Here is a 17,895-nt window from a genome sequence, read left to right as displayed (position 1 = left end):
TTATGTTTTATGGCAGAAGGCTAATAGACGGGGGCATTCAACCATAACCTTTTGCAAAGATAAAAAATCATTATGGATAAGTTGCGAGAGTTTGCAGATTTTTCATTAATTTTGTAGCTGTTATGCCAGAAAAGAAAACTAACAGCACCAAAAGTACCCATAGACGCCCTGCCGCGCCTATCGATACTTCGTTTGGGCACTTGCAGCCCCAAGCATTGGATATAGAAAAAGTTGTGCTCGGTGCATTGATGATAGACAGCGATGCCTTCACGGTAGTGTCGGAAATGATACGTCCGGAAACGTTTTACGACCCTCGACACCAGAAAATATATGGTGCGATACAGGCGTTGAACCTTCACGAGAAGCCGGTTGATATTATGACGGTGGCAGAAGAGCTGAAACGTAGTGGCGAATTGGAAGAAGTGGGCGGTCCTGCCTACATCGTTGAGCTGAGTTCGCACGTGGCATCGTCGGCGCATATCGAATATCATGGGCGCATATTGGCGCAGAAATCCTTGGCACGCCAGCTGATACAGTTTGCTTCGATGATAGAAACGGCGGCATTCGACGAGACTGTTGATGTGGACGAACTGATGCAACGAGCCGAAGGAAACCTGTTCGAGCTTTCGCAAAAGAACATGGCGCAGGAGTACACGCAGATAGACCCCATCGTGAAACAAGCGCACGAACTGTTGCTGAAAGCCGCCAACAACCAAGAAAGTGGCGGCTTGACGGGTATCTCAACGGGCTTTACACAGCTGGATAAGATAACAGCGGGCTGGCAACCGTCCGACCTTGTCATCATTGCGGGGCGTCCTGCGATGGGTAAAACTTCGTTTGCGCTCAGCCTTGCCAAGAACATTGCCATCGACAACCGTGTGCCTGTGGCTTTCTTCTCGCTCGAAATGAACAACGTACAGTTGGTAAACCGCTTGCTTTCGAACGTTTGTTCCATCTCGGGCAGCAAGATTTTGAGCGGTCAGTTAGACCCTTCTGATTGGGAACGGTTCGACAACAACCTTCGCAAAATGGAGGGTGCACCCATCTATGTAGACGATACGCCGGGACTGTCGGTGTTCGAACTCCGCACAAAAGCCCGCCGCTTGGTGCGCGAACACGATATAAAGGTGCTCATGGTGGACTACCTTCAGCTGATGAATGCCAACGGTATGCGCTTCAGCAGCCGCCAAGAAGAGGTGTCTACCATCAGCCGTTCGCTCAAAGGATTGGCAAAAGAGCTCAACATACCTGTATTGGCACTCTCTCAGCTCAACCGTACCGTGGAACAGCGCGACGGCATCGAGGGTAAGCGACCGCAGCTGAGCGACTTGCGCGAGTCGGGTGCCATCGAGCAAGATGCCGACTTGGTGCTCTTCGTACACCGCCCGGAATACTACCGTATCTTCCAAGACGAGAAGGGAAACGACCTCCACGGCAAGGCACAAATCATTATTGCCAAGCACCGTAAAGGCGCAACCGACGACGTTCTGCTATCGTTCCGCGGCGAATACACACGTTTTGCCAATCCCGACGAGGATAGTTTTATGCCCGCAGGCATACCAAGCGATTTCGGCGGCGAAATTATTGGCAGCAAAATGAACGACGACCCGCTGCCACCGCCCGACGACAGACCGCCATTTTAGCTTTGTTGTAAAAACGCAACTTCTATATTGATAATGGTAAGTAGGTGTTCAAAATTAAACGTATCTATATTGCTTTTATCTTTTATGCTTTCACTTTGCCATCGTCTTCACGTCTCTTTTCCGTCATTCTGTCGCCTTTCATCAGTCGTGTAGCCCGCTACACTCCTTCTTCAAGACGGCAGACTGACCGGGAAATAGCCGTAAATACAATGTCAATTAATTATGAACACCTACTTATAATAAATAAAATACAAGACAAAAGGTTTAAAAAATCCATATCGTGATAAGGTTTTATCATAATGTGGATTTTTGTTTTTACTTCGACTTCTGCAATATTCCGATAGGACAGAAATAGATTTTATTATTTATCATAATCGCCATTAGTTAGTAAAAGCATAGGTTTTAAGACACAGGAAATATGTAAAGATTTATCGCAAGGATAGCTATTGCATAACCATCTCGTTATCAACGTTTTGAAAAACCTATTGTTTCGCATTCCAAAACCGTAGGTTTTGCACGGTAAAAGCGTAGGTTTTGCGTTGTAAAACCTACGCTTTCGCAACGTCGAAACGAAGTTATCACTTTTTAAGGGAATTATCTTTACAATATCAGATAATAACGAATGCGAAGATGAAATATAAATAATATGCTGTCATAAAACCATAATTTTTCAGTAAATTTGTAGGCTCATTATAAAAAAGATATTGGAATATGGATACATTTACAAATAAAGAACGTCATTACAACCTGCTTTTTATATGTTTAGGAAATATCTGTCGTTCTCCTGCCGCAGATGCCGTAATGCACCATTTAACCGCCGGCAAAGGACTTTCGCATAATTTCACCATCGATTCTGCAGGAATCGGAAACTGGCATGTGGGCGATTTGCCCGACCGGAGAATGCGTGAACACGGTGCAAAGCGAGGCTACAAGATAAACCATATAGCACGACAATTCGACAGAAATAAAGACTTTGATGCGTTTGACTACATTGTTGTGATGGACGATGACAATTATTTTGAGATTTGCAATCAAGCCGAAAGTGCAGAGCAAAGGGCGAAAGTGGTTAAGATGAAGGACTTTTTCGTCCGGTACAATGGAGAAACATCTGTGCCGGACCCATATTACGGCGGTGCAAAAGATTTTGAATATGCCTTAGACTTAATAGAAGATGGGTGTAAAGGGTTATTGGAAACAATTATAAAAATTTAAACGATACGCAGTATGCAGATAATACTCTCCTCGGCAAAACTAATGAATGCGGCAACAGATGTGCACCTTGACGGGCTTACAGAACCGCTGTTCCGCAATGAAGCCGATAAATTTGCACTCGAATTGGGGCAACATTCTGTTGAAGAACTTAAATCGGAACTAAAGTGCAGCATAAGTTTGGCACAAGCGGCTAAACGGCATTACCTTGATTTCTTTAACGATGAAAATAAGCTACCTGCTATTTTGGCTTATAACGGACAAGCCTATAAGTGTTTAAAAGCACACACGCTTACGCCAGACGATGTGGAATTTGGCAATAATCATCTATGGATACTAAGTTTCTTGTATGGTTTGTTGCGTCCAAACAATATAATACACCCCTATCGTCTTGAAGGAAAAATAACACTGGAAGCAAGTAATGGAGAACGTATTTTTGATTTTTGGAAGCCTTTGCTGACCGATGTTCTTATAAAATCGGTCAAGGCTGACGATGGTATCTTGCTGCATTTGGCTACCGAAGAATACCAACACATATTCGATTGGAAGAAGATTCTTAGTGAGGTTACTGTTGTTCAACCGTATTTTAAGGTTTTTGATGGCGACAAACTTAAAAATATAATCGTGTATGCAAAAAGCTGTCGGGGAGCTATGACGAGGTACGTTCTCCGGAATAGAATAACAAATCCGGAGGAACTACCGAACTTTGAGTATGAAGGCTTTAAGTTCTACCCTACTACCCCATCGCTAAAACCTCTTCCGAAAGGGCTTACAGAACTGCTTTGGCGATTAGATATTTAAACAATATACGAAAAAAGCTACCAAAAAATTTGTAAGAATAGAAAATATATAGTACCTTTGCACAGCATTTGAAAAAAGACTTGGCAACTTGGTTACCAAGCTTTGAATAGGAAGGATGGGTGAGTGGCTGAAACCACCAGTTTGCTAAACTGACGTGCGGGTTACCGTACCGGGGGTTCGAATCCCCTCCTTCCGCCACCCTTCGGGGGAAAATCAACGATAACAGGGTCGGTTCATCTAACGGTTAGGATACAAGATTCTCAATCTTGGCATACGAGTTCGATTCTCGTACCGACTACATCAAAAGTCCGCAAGCATGTGCTTGCGGACTTTTGGTGTTTATACCCTACTCCTATAGAGCTTAGAAAAACTAGAATCCCTAGTATTCCTAGGAATTCCAGATACCTGTTCGGCTACAACACAACTTTCTTCCCGTTTACGATATATATACCTTTGGGTAGGTCTTGCAGCTTGCCTGAAAGGCGCGTGCCGTTAAGGTTGTAGATGCGGTGGTCGGTTTTGGCAGTGCGGTCGATAAGCGTGTCGATGCCTGCAGAGGTTTCTGTAACCGTTATTCTTACCGCATCTTCTACAGAAGTGCCTACAATCTCTATCGAAAAACGGTAGGTTTTGCCTGCTTCAAAGTGGTAGTCGTCGCCTGCCGAAGGGTCTAATTTCTTGCCGACAATCCATATTTTATAGCCTTTCTGTGGGGCTGCGACGCAGTAGTCGTAGATGCCTGCGGGAATATCCAAAGCCATTTCGCCGTCTACAAGAATGTTCTTGGTATCCAGAACAGGGTCGGCATTTTCCGGAATCTTAAATTCAAAGTCGTCGTAGAGGTCGGCCGGCGGGTTCTCATCGTTCCATAGAGGACCGTTAATTGGAATTTTACTGCCATATAAGTTGTGGTCGGCATCGAGCAAAAGCTGAAATCCGCTACCGTCCTGCCACGGATTGTGTGCTTCGAGAATGACTTTTGCCTTGTCTTGTGCGCATGCCGTGGTGGGTAATGCAAGCATGGCGACGAAGAGCGCAGCTATTGCTGCGTTGAAAAAAGTAAGTAATGGTTTCTTCATAATATTTGTCCTCCCTGTTGAAACTCCTTGCGGAGTAACGCCGTATCGGAGGTTTGGGCGTTAAAAAATGATAGGTTTTAAATGTAATGTAACTTCTGTAAGTGATGAATGCCTGCAAACAAGCCGGGTACGAAAGATGCTGCAACTTTATCCGACCGAGGCACAGAGCGGCTCAATGTATTTCAATGCCGGTTGTCTACGCATTTAACGGAAGACCAAAATAAAGCTACGAAAGAGCGTAAGGAGCGCAAACGTGCCGCGCTCCTTCAAAATAGGTTTTACTTTTTCACTACTTTCTTACCGTCTACGATATAGATTCCCTTTGGCAAACTGTTCAAATCGTCAGACAAGCGGACGCCGCTGAGGGTGTAAGTGCCACGCTTTACGGTAACGGTCTTTGCTGTTGGGGTGGCAATACCCGATGCGCCCTTGGTTATTTCTACCCTTTCCTTGACCAGCATGCCGCCCAATACCACGCCGTGGAGTGCCGGATTGAAGGTTGCTCCCTCCGGTTTTGTAATGGCACAGCCCTCCATGATGAGCGAAGTAAACTTGCCGATGGAAGCCTCGTCGGTGCCTTTTGCGGTCAGCGTAGCATTACGAACGGTCAGCGTTTCGTTGCTTTCGCCGTCGAGACCCGTAACGCCGTAGCCCGGAGATGTGGCATTTACGGTACATTCTTCGATGGTAAGGTTGGTGCGAGTTGCGAAAATGGCATTGTCGAGCGCACTCTCCACATCGAGCACACCACCGCCTGTAATGGTGATAGGCTTGAGGAAGGTGAGCGTTGTGGTATTTGACGTGAGTTGGTTCTTGCCGATAACCTTGATTGTCAAGCCATCAATCCACGAGTAGATGGCTTTTGCACCGGACGCAGCCTTGATGGTGGCGTCCTCCAACGTAAGTGTCTTCGTCTTGTGGTCGTAGCTAACCTTTCCTTTAACGCCTTGAATTACGGTGAGGTCGTCGCAGTTGTCCTTTGTTACCATTCTGCCGGCGACAGACAAATCGTATTCTGATGTCTCGATAACGATGTCGCTTTTCACCATTGCGCCATTGAGCGCAACTGCCTTCAGGTTCTTGTCGTACTTCGCACCTGCAGGTTCTATGATTCTGCAACCTTCGATAACGAAATTCTTAATACCGCTGATAGTTCCGAAGTCGCGCCCCTTTATGGTTGCATCGCATCGCTTGATGGCCATTTCGGCATTCTTGCTGTCGCTGCCGAAAGCTCCGTCAGACTCTATCATACACCCGTCTACGGTTACCGACGCATCGCCCTTGGCGTACATGCCATAGTCTTTTGCGCTCAGTTTAAGGCTTCCGCCACCCTTGACAAAGCATTTTGCATTTTCTATCGAGATAGCTGCAACACCGCCGGAAGTGATTGTGTTGTTGCCTTTCACGTCTATCTTCATTCCGTCTATCTTTGATTCGATAGGCAGCGTGGTGCCCGTTGTGGTGATGGTAGCGTTTTCGAGGAAGAGCGTTTTCGAGGTTTTATCGTAACTAACCTTGCCTTTTACGCCGGGAATGGTAGCAAGATTGGTGCAGTTTACAGCGTTTACGGTAGTGCCCGCAATAGATAGGTCGTACTTTTCGTTCGAGTCTATGATGGTAAGTTTCGCACCGTCCTTGTTATTTCCGCCCACGAAGACGATGGTGAAGCGGTATATCTTGCCTGCCTCGAAAGTGTAGTCGTCGGCTCTTGTCGGGTCAAGTTCGTTGTTTGCAATCCATATTTTCTTGCCTTTCTGTGGCGAAACGATGCAGAAATCGTACACTCCGGCAGGAATTTCCACGAAGTCTTCGCCATCAACCACCATGTGCTTGGGCTCGGTAGAAGGGTCGGCGTCTGCCGGAATTTTGTATTCGAAACCATCGTACAGGTCGGCAGGCGGATTGGCGTCGTTCCACAACGGACCGGTTTTAGGAATTTTGCTGCCGTAAAGGTTGTGGTCGGCATCGAGCAACATCTGATAGCCGCTGCCATCGCCCCATAGATTGTGTGCTTCGAGAATGATTTTTGCCTTGCCTTGCGACTGCGCCGTGGCAGGCAAAGCGAACATTGCCACGAACATTGCTGCAATTACTGCATACATGTTCTTTAGTAATTGATAGACCATAATAGTAAAGCCTCCCTGTTAAAACTCTTTTCAGAGCTACGCCGTACGGAGGTTTGGGCGTTCTGTGATGAATTAGGTTTTTACGTTTATATCTTTTTTCGTCGTAGCTGTTTTAGGTTTCATGGGCTGCTGCGCATGGGGCGACGCTTGCACAGACGCAATTATGCCGTTCGCCGGTACTACTTTGTGCAAAAATAATATATTTTTTTTAAACATTAAAATATTCCTAATATTTTTTAATTTTACCATTACAGAATAATATAAGGTATCAGTTTAAATAACTTTGACCGAACGGTGGTTTTATGGGAAAAACACCATGAAAAACGTGAGATGCCGCTTTTTCATAACCATTACCCCATCGGTTCTTCTTCCTGAAACATATTTAACTTTCTGTTTTTATTTGTTTTGTGTTCTTTTAGTAAGCCTAATTTAATTTCTTTACATGTAAATAAATATTTACTTACACGTAAAGAAATATTTATTTACGTGTAAAAAAGAAATTATTTACACGTAAATAATTCTTTCGAGTAGTGCAAACGCAGTATAAAGCCTTAGCACGGGCAAAGAGGAAATATAAGAAAAACGCTCTCAAACCCATATAACGGAAAGGTTTGAGAGCGTAAAAGAAATATGTATCTAAGCACTAAAAGCAAGTGCCAACAATTTTGAAACGAAGAAAAAACAATGCGTGTTAATGCTAAATTCTTTCCAATACCGTTTCCAAAGCCTTGCTACTTTCCACTTTTATATCAGGCAGTGCACCATGTATATTGTTCTCATCGGCACCGAAAAGCCAAAAACGCTTGAACGATATAGCAACTTGCAATTTGGATTGAGGCAACGCATACATAACAACATCGCCGTAGGCAACATTCATTCCGCCGGCTTCTTCACCACAAGTGTGCCGATTTTGAAAGCCTTAACCGTCCATACGAAACTTGCTGCCGCCGAAAAAGAATGATGGTTCATAAGCACCCATACCTTTCCATTATAGCGTTGTGCAGCATTGGACTTCGGTTGCATCATCTTGTCATTTACATAAAAGTTCACGCCTTGGGCGTATTGGCGGCGCATCAACTTTTGTGTAATCGGTGTAACCTTTGTCCATACTTTTTCAAACTGTATGTATGGTGTCTTTGCAATATACGAAAGTAAGCTGTCTACCGCTTTTGAAGAACCCCCACCATTATCGCGGACATCTATTATAAGGTTCTTTATGTGGCGCGTATTCAAATCTGCTACCATCTTGCAGCACGTGTCTGCCAATTCCTGCACATTCATAAAATGAGGCACGGTCAGCAAAGCTGCTTTCTTATTGATGATGCGGTAACTCGCAGATTTGTTCTGTGGCACTTCTTTCATGCCACGTTTCATCTCCTTTTGCTTTTCTTCCAACGAAACGCCACGCATTTTTCGACTTATAATTTTGCCGTTTTTGATGTATTGTATGTCGTATTCATCAGCATTATACAGCATATAGAAATAAGCAAGAAACCCGTTGCTCACATTTGTTAGCTTGAAGAAGGTACGCTCGCCCGACGCATAAGGTAACATCTTTTCTATCATTTCCTTGCTGCTTACACCATTAATCGAAACTATTTTCGCTCCTTCAGGAACACCAAACAAAGTTCCGCGCGTGGTAATCGTAGAGTCGTTGGCATCAACTGAAACCATTAAAGGAAAGCGTGGCATTTCCTTTCCGAAAGTATCTTCATAAGGAAAGGAAAGTGCTGTATGCCCATCGCCAACGGCAACCACCAAGGGTGCAACGCTCCGATAGAAGTCGAGCGTGGTCAAGCTGTCCGGAAATGCCTGCTTAATGGCATTCGCTTGAGAAAGGAAAGTGGTGGGTGTACACACCGAAAATATATTGGGGTGCACCTCGCACAACATATAAACCAAGCTGTCCAAATCGTTAATGGCTTGCTGTCTGCTCAACTTTCCATCATTGAAATTGCCAGCAGACATTGTGCAGATAATTGTTTGAAGTAACAATACGGATACAAATATTAATCGCTTCATATTATTAATATTATATATTTAAATTCAAGTACGACTTTAAAGCCTGTACATGGTCTGCCAACGCCTGTATTCCTTGTGGCGTTATGCGGCAAACCGTCTGCGGAACTTTGCCCTTGTAGCCTTTCTTCACCTTTATATACTTCGCCTTTTCCAGCTTGTCTATCTGCACGCTTATGTTGCCCGATGTAGCCTTCGTGGTGTTTTTTATGTAGTTGAAGTCGGCACTGTCGCTACTCATCAGTATCGACATAATTGCCAAACGCAGCTCGTTGTTCAGCAAAGGGTCGAGGGGGAGGAAATCGTTATCTGCCATTGCTGAACTTTAAATATAAACCCGGAACTATCAATGTGAACACGGCTGTAACGGCTATGCACAGCAATTCGTCCACACCATGATAGACAAGCGCAAGGTAAGCGCATACCGCACACGCCACCGCACCAATGATGGAGATGAACAAGCGTTTCATCATCAATCCTGTAACGGCGACCGACAAGCCCATGAGCAGAATGATGGTTGGCGTCATCGGTATGATTTGCCTTACGGAGATGCCGCCAAAGGTTATCGCACATATATTGATAGCCCACAAAACAAACACCGATATTCCGAATACACCCCACATATAGCCAATGGTACGGCTGACGATGGTGTCGGGAACAGACCAAGAACGGTTAAAATAGTACTGGTATATGCCACCTATCAGCGACATCAATATCCAAAGCAAATACCAACTGCCGCCGCCTTCGCCCTTTGGTGTGTTCGTTATGAGCAACCAAATGATGAGCGCAGTAGCTAAAACCAATCCGCCCCAGACAAGCAACGGCTGTGCCGAAGCCTTGGCAACGTCTCTCCTACTCTGCTCTATCGTACTCTCGATGAGTTTCAAACTCTCTGCTGCTGTTAATTCTTTTTCTTTCATAATCATAGTTTTATATTGTTGTTTTTATTGAAATCGTTCAATCGTTCCGCCTCGCCGTGGTCGTCGCGCTTCAGCTTTTTGCCGCCTTTTCCTTTGCCGAAGTTGTAAGTAAGCGTAAGTTGAATGTTCCTACTGTTGGCTCCTTGTATCGTATCGTAGAAACCGGAGTAACGGCTGTGCGTTTCAATGAAATCGTACTGCTTGTTGAATACATTCTTCACAGCCAACGAAAGGTTTACTCTTGGTTTGAAACTCTTCGACAACAGCAGGTCTACACGCTGATAAGACCTAATCATGGAGTTGCCGGAATGCAGTCGGGAAATGGCATCTAATGATACTTCCACATTGAAATCGTGCGGCAACCGGAAAGTAGCCTTGGTGTTATTCATATAAAGGAAATGCCCTTTTGTATTCCCGTCTGCGGCTATTTGAATAGTTTGATGGCAGAGAAGCGTATTCAAACTTATATTGAACCAATAGCAAGGTTGGAGCGGCAGGCTAAGATAAGCGTACCAATGGTTTTCCTGATGGTGGTTGATGAAAGTAACATAACTGCCCAAAGGGTTGTCGGTTGTTTCAAGAGAAAACTCTCTAATCAGGTCGCTGTGCATATCAACGCCCAACGTCAGCGAGTATATATAATTGTAAACAAACGTCGAACGAATGCTGTTCACATATTCCGGACGCAACGCAACATTGCCCATCGTATAAGTAAACAACGATGTCTGCGTTTTCGTAGGGTTCTGCTGACTGAACAACGGGCGGGCTATCTTTCGAGAATACGATGCGATAACTTTCCATTTGCCGTACTCGTCTATGTCGTAGCTTGCCGAAACGTAGGGGAACAAGTCGCTGTAATGTCTCTTTATGTTCGTCGGAAACTCTTTGGTGGCTACATATTCGTACCGCAATCCCACTTCGTAATTCAGCTTCTTGTAAGCAGCCGCAAACTGTGCATACCCTGCAAAGATGCGTTCTTTCTGTTCAAAAGCGGCAGTGCTGTTGCCGTTTTGGTCTGACGAAACACCGCTATACAACGTATTGTTGTCTGCCGATATGGCACTGTGCTTCGCTCCAAACAATAGATTGCTGTTCTTTGTAAACTGCTTGAGTACCGATAAATCCATTGCCAGCACCTTATATAATGATGCCGTGTTGCTCGAATCGCACCTGTTTTCAAACAGATTAACATTATCGCCACGCAACCGTCTGACATCGTACGAAGTAGAAAACTTTACCCTTGACCCTTCGTTATCTACCTTATATAGTACGTCTGCCTGAAGCGAATGCAGATGATTTCGTAGCTTTTGCGTGTAAGTACTTAATACATCGTGCATATTAATGTCCGGTGTGTGAATTGATGTACGGTCGTTGGTTGTTCGTTTCAAACGGTTCAGCGTGAAAGCATACTCTGCTCCGACATTCCAACGAGTACTTAAATCGGCAAATCCGCCTATTCGCCAATAATAGTCTCTTGCCGGAATGCGGTTGCTACTCGCAGAATTATAATCGTATAAAGGCACATTGAAAACTCGTTTTAGGCGTCCTTCCCCATCATTCTTGGCAGTAATGGGATTGGAAAACGAAGCATACAGATTTATTTTATTCCATCTTGAGAATACAGAAGCGGCTGCCGTGTTGCGGAAGTATGTGTCGGCAGCATTCAAACGGTTGTCTATCGAGCCACTCGTTCCGTTGTCTTTCTTCTTCCGAAGAACAATATTAATCACTCCGCCCTGCACGTCGGCATCTTGCGAAGCATCGGGAACAGTCTGAACTTCCACCTTGCTAATATCGGACGAACGCAGACTTTGCAAGTAGTTTACCAATGCCGCACCTTCCATTCGCACCTCGTGCCCATTGAAAAGCACCTTTACTTTCCCTCTGCCATCTATGCTAATGCCACTCTCGGTAACTGCCACGTGAGGCACAGATGCCAACACTTCGTCCATCGTTTTGTTCTCGTCTTCACGCATTTGCACAATTATTTTGTTGCCTTTGTTCATCGTTCTGTTTGCAACAACGGTAACCTCTTGCAGCAAATGTTCTTTCGATACATTGACAGTATCGGAAAACGACACGAACGTTGAGAGCAGAATATTCAAAAATAGCATAACTTTTTCTTCTTTTCGTTCTTTTCTCGTTCCTCAAAAGTTTTATTGAAGATAAACAACCTTTGCGGTAAGCAAGCCTTTCGTCAAATCTTTTCCGGTGAAAACCTGCTGTATAAAGCCTTCTGTCGGGCGACCGTATTCGTCCATATCCAACTGTTTGTTGTCGTTGGTATCAATAAAAGCACTTACTTTAAACTTGCTCCATTCGGGTATTTCAAACGCTATTTCCATTTTATGCCCACTCACCTCTCGCATCAACATTACGGGCTTGGCGGTTTTATCGGTTGCATCTAAAGTCTCCACCATTATTAAAAGCGTCCCTTTTGTTTCCCTTATTCCGTTAATGGATAGCGTTACGGATTTACCGCTACACAATGCGCATACGGCAAAAGTAATAATAGATAATAGTAATCGTTTCATAATCAGTCTCCTTTAATTTATTAATCACACTGCAAAAATAATGTAGTTTATAATATAAACCAAATATTCAAACTAACAATGAGAGTGTTATAACTTTATTTAACATACAGAAAGAAAAAGAGGATATGCCGTTAAAACGGCATATCCTCTTATATTTTATGTTATATCCGGCTACTTACGAAAAGGTTGCAGCCGGCTTTTTGTTTGCTAAATACTATCTGTTAAACAAGGTATTGGTTTGATATACTTTCGTTGTTCACAACACGACGGATAGTTTCTGCAAACATATCGGCAACCGAAATCTGCTTAACCTTTGAGCATCTGTCGGTGTATGGGATAGAATCGGTAAATACAATTTCTTCTATTGCTGATGCTTCTACACGTTCATTGGCAGGTCCGCTCATTACGCAATGCGATGCACAGGCACGCACGCTCTTCGCTCCGGCTTCCTTCATAATATCGGCAGCCTTTGTCATAGTGCCCGCTGTGTCTACCATATCGTCTACAATAATAACGTTCTTGTCCTTTACATCACCGATAATCTGCATTGTTGCAACCTCGTTGGCGCGTGCACGCGTTTTGTTGCAAAGCACTAACGGACAGCCAAGGTACTTCGCGTATGTGTTTGCACGCTTGGAACCACCCACGTCAGGACTGGCTATGACCATGTCTTTCAAGCGCAGGCTCTGCAAATACGGCAGCAATACACCGCTTGCATAGAGGTGATCGACAGGCACATCGAAGAAACCTTGTATCTGATCTGCGTGTAAATCCATCGTAATAAGACGGTCGATACCTGCTACACTGAGCAAATCGGCAACCAATTTCGCGCCAATGCTCACGCGTGGTCTGTCTTTTCTGTCCTGACGCGCCCAACCAAAATAAGGAATAACCGCAATGATGTTGCGGGCAGATGCACGTTTTGCAGCATCAATCATCAAGAGCAGCTCCATTAGATTGTCCGAGTTGGGGAAGGTACTTTGTACCAAATAAATGTCCTTTCCACGGATACTTTGCTCGTAAGAAACCACAAACTCTCCATCAGAGAAGCGTGTCATTAACGAATTGCCTAAAGGACAGCCTAAACTTGCACAAATTTTTTCTGCCAAGTATCTCGTCTTTGTTCCCGAGAATACTAAAAAAGAGTTTTCTTCACTCATTTCTATTAGTTGTTAAATGTAGGTGTTATGTTGATTATTCTGTTGCTTGTTGAAGTTTCCGAAAGTACTTTATGATACCTTTAAAATCGGTGTCGGCATGCAAATCGAACTGATTCCAAAATTCCTCGCCTACAACGACGCCTCCAAATCCATATTGTTTTATGTCTGAAATCCGTTCCAAAGTTATTCCTCCCATGGCATAAACACGTTTCCCAAGCAGTCCTTGGTCGTTCAGTTCGTTCAGTTCAAAATCGGAAAACGTATGTTCTTCGTCGAAATTATCGTGCTCGCTGCCATACACATTGCCTAAAAATACGTAGTCGGAACTCTTTCGCATTTCTTTCAGCAGCATGGAATTTCTGCACGTTCTTCCTATCTGTCCTTTGTATCCGATAGGCGGAACGGCGTTTTCGGTATCAAGATGAATACCTGCCAACGACTTTTCGGCTTTCAGGTAATAATGCTGATGAACAGTGATATACCTATGATAGGTGTTCGGAATGAGCGACAGCAGCCGCTCTAAATAGAGGGCAGACTTTTCGGTCTTCGAGATATGGAGATTGTCAAGTCCTTCCTCGAAGAGTGCAGTCAATATCTTGTCTTCTTCCACAAAATATGTGGATTTAGTCATAACGACTAATTTCATACCCTATAATTTGTTGCAAAGGTAGATATTATTTCTGAGTTTTACAAACTTTTCTGTATATTTGCAAAATGAAAATAAACACTGTAACATTTGAAGAGTTGCACCGTCCCGCCTATGTATTAGAGGAAACGAAGTTGCGCAACAACCTGTCGCTTATTTCGTCGATAGCGAAAGAGGCTGACATCGAAATAATCTTGGCATTCAAAGCCTACGCGCTCTGGAAGACATTCCCTATTTTTCGCGAATATATTAATGCCACAACAGCATCTTCGCTTTATGAAGCCAAGTTGGGGTACTGTGAATTTGGCGCACCCACACATACTTTTTCGCCTGCTTATACCGATTACGAAATAGACGAAATAGCACAATGTTCATCGCATTTGGTGTTCAATTCGCTCTCCCAATTCAATCGGTTTCACTTGCGCGCAAAGCAAGCCAACGGCAACATAAGTATCGGATTGCGTGTCAATCCGGAATATTCTGAGATAGAAACATTACTTTATAACCCCTGCGCAGCAGGCACTCGCTTCGGTGTATCAGCCGACAAACTGCCCCGGCAGCTACCCGACGACATTGAAGGTTTCCATGTTCACTGCCATTGCGAAAACGGTAGCGATGTCTTCGAACGTACCTTGCAACACATCGAAGACAAATTCTCGCCGTGGTTCAAGCAAGTTAAATGGATTAATTTTGGTGGCGGACACCTTATGACGCGTAAGGATTACGACATAAAACGATTAATCAGCATACTGCAAAAGTTCAAGGCAAGGTATCCGTGGCTTAAAATAATATTAGAGCCGGGAAGTGCATTTGCTTGGCAAACAGGTCCTCTGGTATCGCAAGTTGTAGATGTTGTGGAAGACAAGGGCATAAGTACTGCCATCTTGAACGTCAGCTTTACTTGCCACATGCCCGACTGTTTGGAAATGCCCTACTGCCCCGATGTTCGTACAGCCAAGCACGTTGAAGACAGCAAACAGCACGAACAGCACGTTTACCGTTTGGGAGGGAACAGCTGTCTGAGCGGCGATTGGCTGGGATATTGGAAGTTTGACCATGAATTACAAATAGGAGAAAACATCATTTTCGAAGATATGCTGCACTACACAACCGTTAAAACCAATATGTTTAACGGCATCAGCCACCCCGACTTTGCTCTACTCAAACAAAACGGAACGTTGGAAACATTGCGCAGATTTACTTACGACGACTATAAACAACGCATGGATTAAGACGAAATAAATGCTATTTTCTTATAAAATATCTGCCAAAATGATGAATTTTAAACGCTATGGCATATATTTTGCCTATATAAAGTTAAGAAAACATAAAGCAGAAGGAACTTAAAAATGGCATTTATAGATTATTATAAAATATTAGGTGTAAAGAAAGACATACCGCAAAAAGATGTCCGGGCTGCTTATCGGAAACGGGCAAAGCAATTTCACCCCGACCTTCACCCCAACGATGCAAAGGCAAAAGCAAAGTTTCAGGCATTGTCGGAGGCTTACGAAGTAATCGGCGACCCCGAAAAGCGTGCCAAATACGATAAATACGGCGAACAATGGCGCAATGCGGAAGCCTATGAAGGCTTTGGTGGGGGGCGGCAAAGTAGCGGCAACTACAATACAGCCTTCGAGGGTTTCGACTTTAGCGGAATGGGCAGTGGCTTCAGCAGCTTCTTCCAAGACTTGTTCGGAGGTGGTGTGAGAGGTGGTTTCAGAAAGCAGACAACCTATGAAAGGACAGCACCACAATCGCAAGAAGCGGAAGTCAGCATCGACTTATACACAGCCTTATTGGGCGGTGAAATTGTCGTTATGCTTCCACAAGGCAGAAAAGTGAAACTGAAAGTAAAGCCTTACACGCAGAACGGTACAAAGGTCAGAATAAAAAGTAAGGACAATTCGGGCGATACAATACTGAAATACAACGTAAAACTTCCTACTGTCCTGACCGAAAAGCAAAAGGAACATCTTCGTCAAATGCGCTACGATACATAAAAAAACTTATTTATGCTGTCAGTATAAATAAAGGCTCGGCAGGCATTTATTGAAGAACGATTTTCTTTTTGCTGCGGAAGACAGGTGCCGGGAAACAGCTTTACTATTGTAAAGAATATTCGGACAAAATATAACAACTGCGGTTTGACATTCCAAAAGCGTAGGTTTTGCTCAGCGAAACCTACGCTTTTACCTTTCAAAACCTATTGTTTTGAAATGCCAGACAATAGGTTTTATAAAACGTTGATAAAGAGTTAGTTAATCAAAAGACACCCTTCTAAAAAATATTCACACTTCTTTTGTCTGCTTTCTATCGATAAAACGATGAACGCAGAGACTAAAGTCGCATTGAGACCGCATAATCATTGCACGGAAGTGCAACCATAATGACACGCAGCAAGCAGGCTCTCAAAACAGTTTATATACCAAAAACATTTAAAAGCCAAAGTGCTATGAGCACTATCAAGATACCGAATATCAACTTCAGAATACAGCTCGTAACTTTCTTTACAACGATTACGCCAATTATAAAAAGAAGAATTACGCCTAAATAGTTACCTATATTTTCCATTTACTTGTCCTTTTCAAAAATACGTTTAAAGCCTGTTGGGATTTGTGTACTAAACTCCAAAGGCTGATGTGTTACGGGGTGATAAAAGCAAAGAATATAAGCGTGCAGGCACAAACGCTTTAAAGGGTTGTCGCCATTGCCATATTTCGAGTCGCCACATACAGGGTGATTAATGTCAGCAGCATGAACACGTATCTGATTTTTGCGTCCTGTTTCCAGTTTAAACTCTACCAACGAATGCGAATCGGTTGTTTTTAGAACGTGGAAATGCGTAACAGCATACTTGCCACCATTGTCTACGGGAGAGCTGTACGTAACATACAATTTGTTTTCCTTCAACCAATTGGCTACCGTTCCGCCCTCCTCTTCTATTCGTCCGCTAAGTACGGCGATGTAACGCCTGTCGTAAACGATACGATGCCATTCGTGTTCGAGCTGTTGGCGGGTCTCCATATCTTTGGCATAAATCAGCAAACCCGACGTTTCGCGGTCGAGACGGTGAACCACATGTGCGGTACACTTTTGTCGCGACTGCTTGAAATAGTCGTCAAGTATCTTCTTTACATTCAAAGAAGACTGTCCGACGCCCATCGAAAGAATGCCGTGGCTCTTCTCTACCACCACTAAATACCTGTCTTCGTAAACCAATTTTACGTACTTACTTTGGAATTGGTCGTTCTTTTTGCTCGTACTGACAGATACTTTATCGCCTTTATGCAAAGCAAAATCGAATTGTGTTACGGTTTTGTTATTCACTTTAATGCCACGATTTTGAAGCGTAGCCTTCGTTTTCGACTTACTTTGCTTTACGTTTTCCAGCAACCACTCCAACAATGGAGCATCGTCTTGCACGTTCATCTGAACGTACTTTTCCTTTTTCTTATATGAATTATCTTTCCTCATTCTGCCGTAAAGGTATTATGTTTCCAATCTTAAACCATCAATAGTAGCCTGTTTAAGGTATCAATTACTATTAATAAGTAGGTGTTCAAAATTAAACGTATCTATATTGCTTTTATCTTTTATGCTTTCACTTTGCTATCGTCTTCACGTCTCTTTTCCGTCAGTCTGTCGCCTTTCATCAGTCGTGTAGCCCGCTACACTCCTTCTTCAAGACGGCAGACTGACTGGAAAATAGCCGTAAATACAATGTCAATTAATTATGAACACCTACTTATAAGAGA

Annotated in this window: 19 protein-coding genes and 2 tRNA genes; 10 read left to right on the top strand and 11 right to left on the bottom strand. The window is 43.8% G+C overall.

From position 1 onward, the window contains the following. Nucleotides 1-122: 122 nt before the first annotated feature. The 6 genes from dnaB to JCM15124_RS02480 all read left to right on the top strand — a co-directional run bounded on the left by dnaB (nucleotide 123) and on the right by JCM15124_RS02480 (nucleotide 3,951). Nucleotides 123-1,643, top strand: a complete 1,521-nt coding sequence (gene dnaB / locus JCM15124_RS02500) for a replicative DNA helicase (protein ID WP_024998159.1) — start codon at nucleotides 123-125, stop codon at nucleotides 1,641-1,643. 44 nt (nucleotides 1,644-1,687) lie between these two features. Next, the gene (locus JCM15124_RS15705) at nucleotides 1,688-1,927 is read left to right on the top strand and encodes a hypothetical protein (RefSeq protein WP_156930615.1); all 240 of its coding nucleotides are present in this window, start codon (nucleotides 1,688-1,690) and stop codon (nucleotides 1,925-1,927) included. Between the two features lie 427 nt (nucleotides 1,928-2,354). Next, nucleotides 2,355-2,855: a low molecular weight protein-tyrosine-phosphatase gene (locus tag JCM15124_RS02495; protein WP_024998158.1), complete on the top strand. Its 501-nt coding sequence runs from the start codon at nucleotides 2,355-2,357 to the stop codon at nucleotides 2,853-2,855. 12 nt (nucleotides 2,856-2,867) lie between these two features. After that, entirely contained in the window at nucleotides 2,868-3,653 is a 786-nt protein-coding gene (locus tag JCM15124_RS02490; RefSeq protein WP_024998157.1) for a YaaA family protein, read from the top strand. 109 nt (nucleotides 3,654-3,762) lie between these two features. Then, a tRNA-Ser gene (locus JCM15124_RS02485) sits at nucleotides 3,763-3,851 on the top strand. Nucleotides 3,852-3,879: 28 nt separating this feature from the next. Further along, nucleotides 3,880-3,951, top strand: a tRNA-Glu gene (locus JCM15124_RS02480). Nucleotides 3,952-4,066: 115 nt separating this feature from the next. On the opposite strand, the gene JCM15124_RS02475 is transcribed toward JCM15124_RS02480, so the two are convergent. After that, a complete protein-coding gene (locus tag JCM15124_RS02475) occupies nucleotides 4,067-4,732 on the bottom strand; it encodes a DUF2436 domain-containing protein (protein WP_024998156.1) in 666 nt (221 codons plus the stop codon). Between the two features lie 67 nt (nucleotides 4,733-4,799). Between JCM15124_RS02475 and JCM15124_RS15700 the strand changes: the two genes are divergently transcribed. Further along, nucleotides 4,800-4,940 (top strand): hypothetical protein, encoded by a 141-nt coding sequence (locus tag JCM15124_RS15700; protein ID WP_156930613.1) that lies wholly within the window; start codon nucleotides 4,800-4,802, stop codon nucleotides 4,938-4,940. 70 nt (nucleotides 4,941-5,010) lie between these two features. Here JCM15124_RS15700 and JCM15124_RS02470 read toward each other — a convergent pair whose 3' ends face one another. The 9 genes from JCM15124_RS02470 to JCM15124_RS02430 all read right to left on the bottom strand — a co-directional run bounded on the left by JCM15124_RS02470 (nucleotide 5,011) and on the right by JCM15124_RS02430 (nucleotide 14,137). Next, a complete protein-coding gene (locus JCM15124_RS02470; protein ID WP_036884918.1) occupies nucleotides 5,011-6,858 on the bottom strand; it encodes a DUF2436 domain-containing protein in 1,848 nt (615 codons plus the stop codon). A gap of 697 nt (nucleotides 6,859-7,555) precedes the next feature. Beyond that, on the bottom strand, nucleotides 7,556-7,735 hold the full coding sequence (locus JCM15124_RS16385; RefSeq protein ID WP_232220058.1) for a hypothetical protein: 180 nt from the start codon (nucleotides 7,733-7,735) through the stop codon (nucleotides 7,556-7,558). Then, nucleotides 7,732-8,826, bottom strand: a complete 1,095-nt coding sequence (locus tag JCM15124_RS12930; RefSeq protein WP_232220057.1) for a S41 family peptidase — start codon at nucleotides 8,824-8,826, stop codon at nucleotides 7,732-7,734. Before JCM15124_RS12930 ends, JCM15124_RS16385 begins: the two co-directional genes overlap by 4 nt. Nucleotides 8,827-8,890: 64 nt before the next feature. Further along, complete coding sequence (locus tag JCM15124_RS02455) at nucleotides 8,891-9,193, bottom strand: winged helix-turn-helix domain-containing protein (protein ID WP_024998154.1); 303 nt, start codon at nucleotides 9,191-9,193, stop codon at nucleotides 8,891-8,893. Next, a complete protein-coding gene (locus JCM15124_RS02450; protein ID WP_232220056.1) occupies nucleotides 9,183-9,797 on the bottom strand; it encodes a tellurium resistance protein TerC in 615 nt (204 codons plus the stop codon). The genes JCM15124_RS02455 and JCM15124_RS02450 overlap by 11 nt, the downstream gene beginning before the upstream one ends. A gap of 2 nt (nucleotides 9,798-9,799) precedes the next feature. Further along, entirely contained in the window at nucleotides 9,800-11,911 is a 2,112-nt protein-coding gene (locus JCM15124_RS02445; RefSeq protein WP_024998152.1) for an outer membrane beta-barrel family protein, read from the bottom strand. A 42-nt stretch (nucleotides 11,912-11,953) separates the two neighbouring features. Continuing rightward, nucleotides 11,954-12,331 (bottom strand): DUF2141 domain-containing protein, encoded by a 378-nt coding sequence (locus JCM15124_RS02440; RefSeq protein WP_024998151.1) that lies wholly within the window; start codon nucleotides 12,329-12,331, stop codon nucleotides 11,954-11,956. Between the two features lie 221 nt (nucleotides 12,332-12,552). Continuing rightward, nucleotides 12,553-13,491, bottom strand: a complete 939-nt coding sequence (locus JCM15124_RS02435) for a ribose-phosphate pyrophosphokinase (protein WP_024998150.1) — start codon at nucleotides 13,489-13,491, stop codon at nucleotides 12,553-12,555. Nucleotides 13,492-13,525: 34 nt separating this feature from the next. Then, nucleotides 13,526-14,137, bottom strand: a complete 612-nt coding sequence (locus JCM15124_RS02430) for a thiamine phosphate synthase (RefSeq protein ID WP_024998149.1) — start codon at nucleotides 14,135-14,137, stop codon at nucleotides 13,526-13,528. Nucleotides 14,138-14,205: 68 nt separating this feature from the next. Between JCM15124_RS02430 and nspC the strand changes: the two genes are divergently transcribed. Both nspC and JCM15124_RS02420 read left to right on the top strand, forming a co-directional pair. Next, nucleotides 14,206-15,369 (top strand): carboxynorspermidine decarboxylase, encoded by a 1,164-nt coding sequence (gene nspC / locus JCM15124_RS02425; protein WP_024998148.1) that lies wholly within the window; start codon nucleotides 14,206-14,208, stop codon nucleotides 15,367-15,369. 117 nt (nucleotides 15,370-15,486) lie between these two features. Then, entirely contained in the window at nucleotides 15,487-16,140 is a 654-nt protein-coding gene (locus JCM15124_RS02420) for a DnaJ domain-containing protein (RefSeq protein ID WP_024998147.1), read from the top strand. Between the two features lie 571 nt (nucleotides 16,141-16,711). On the opposite strand, the gene JCM15124_RS02410 is transcribed toward JCM15124_RS02420, so the two are convergent. Then, the gene (locus JCM15124_RS02410; RefSeq protein ID WP_024998146.1) at nucleotides 16,712-17,614 is read right to left on the bottom strand and encodes an RluA family pseudouridine synthase; all 903 of its coding nucleotides are present in this window, start codon (nucleotides 17,612-17,614) and stop codon (nucleotides 16,712-16,714) included. 81 nt (nucleotides 17,615-17,695) lie between these two features. Between JCM15124_RS02410 and JCM15124_RS15695 the strand changes: the two genes are divergently transcribed. Continuing rightward, nucleotides 17,696-17,895, top strand: a 200-nt coding sequence (locus JCM15124_RS15695; RefSeq protein WP_156930611.1) for a hypothetical protein, incomplete at its 3' end; no start/stop codon positions are given.

It is taken from the genome of Prevotella falsenii DSM 22864 = JCM 15124 (assembly GCF_000613945.1).
In the GTDB taxonomy this organism is placed as follows: Bacteria; Bacteroidota; Bacteroidia; order Bacteroidales; family Bacteroidaceae; genus Prevotella; species Prevotella falsenii.
The sequence above is the reverse complement of the archived record's forward strand: the minus strand, read 5'-3'. Positions and strand labels throughout refer to the sequence as shown.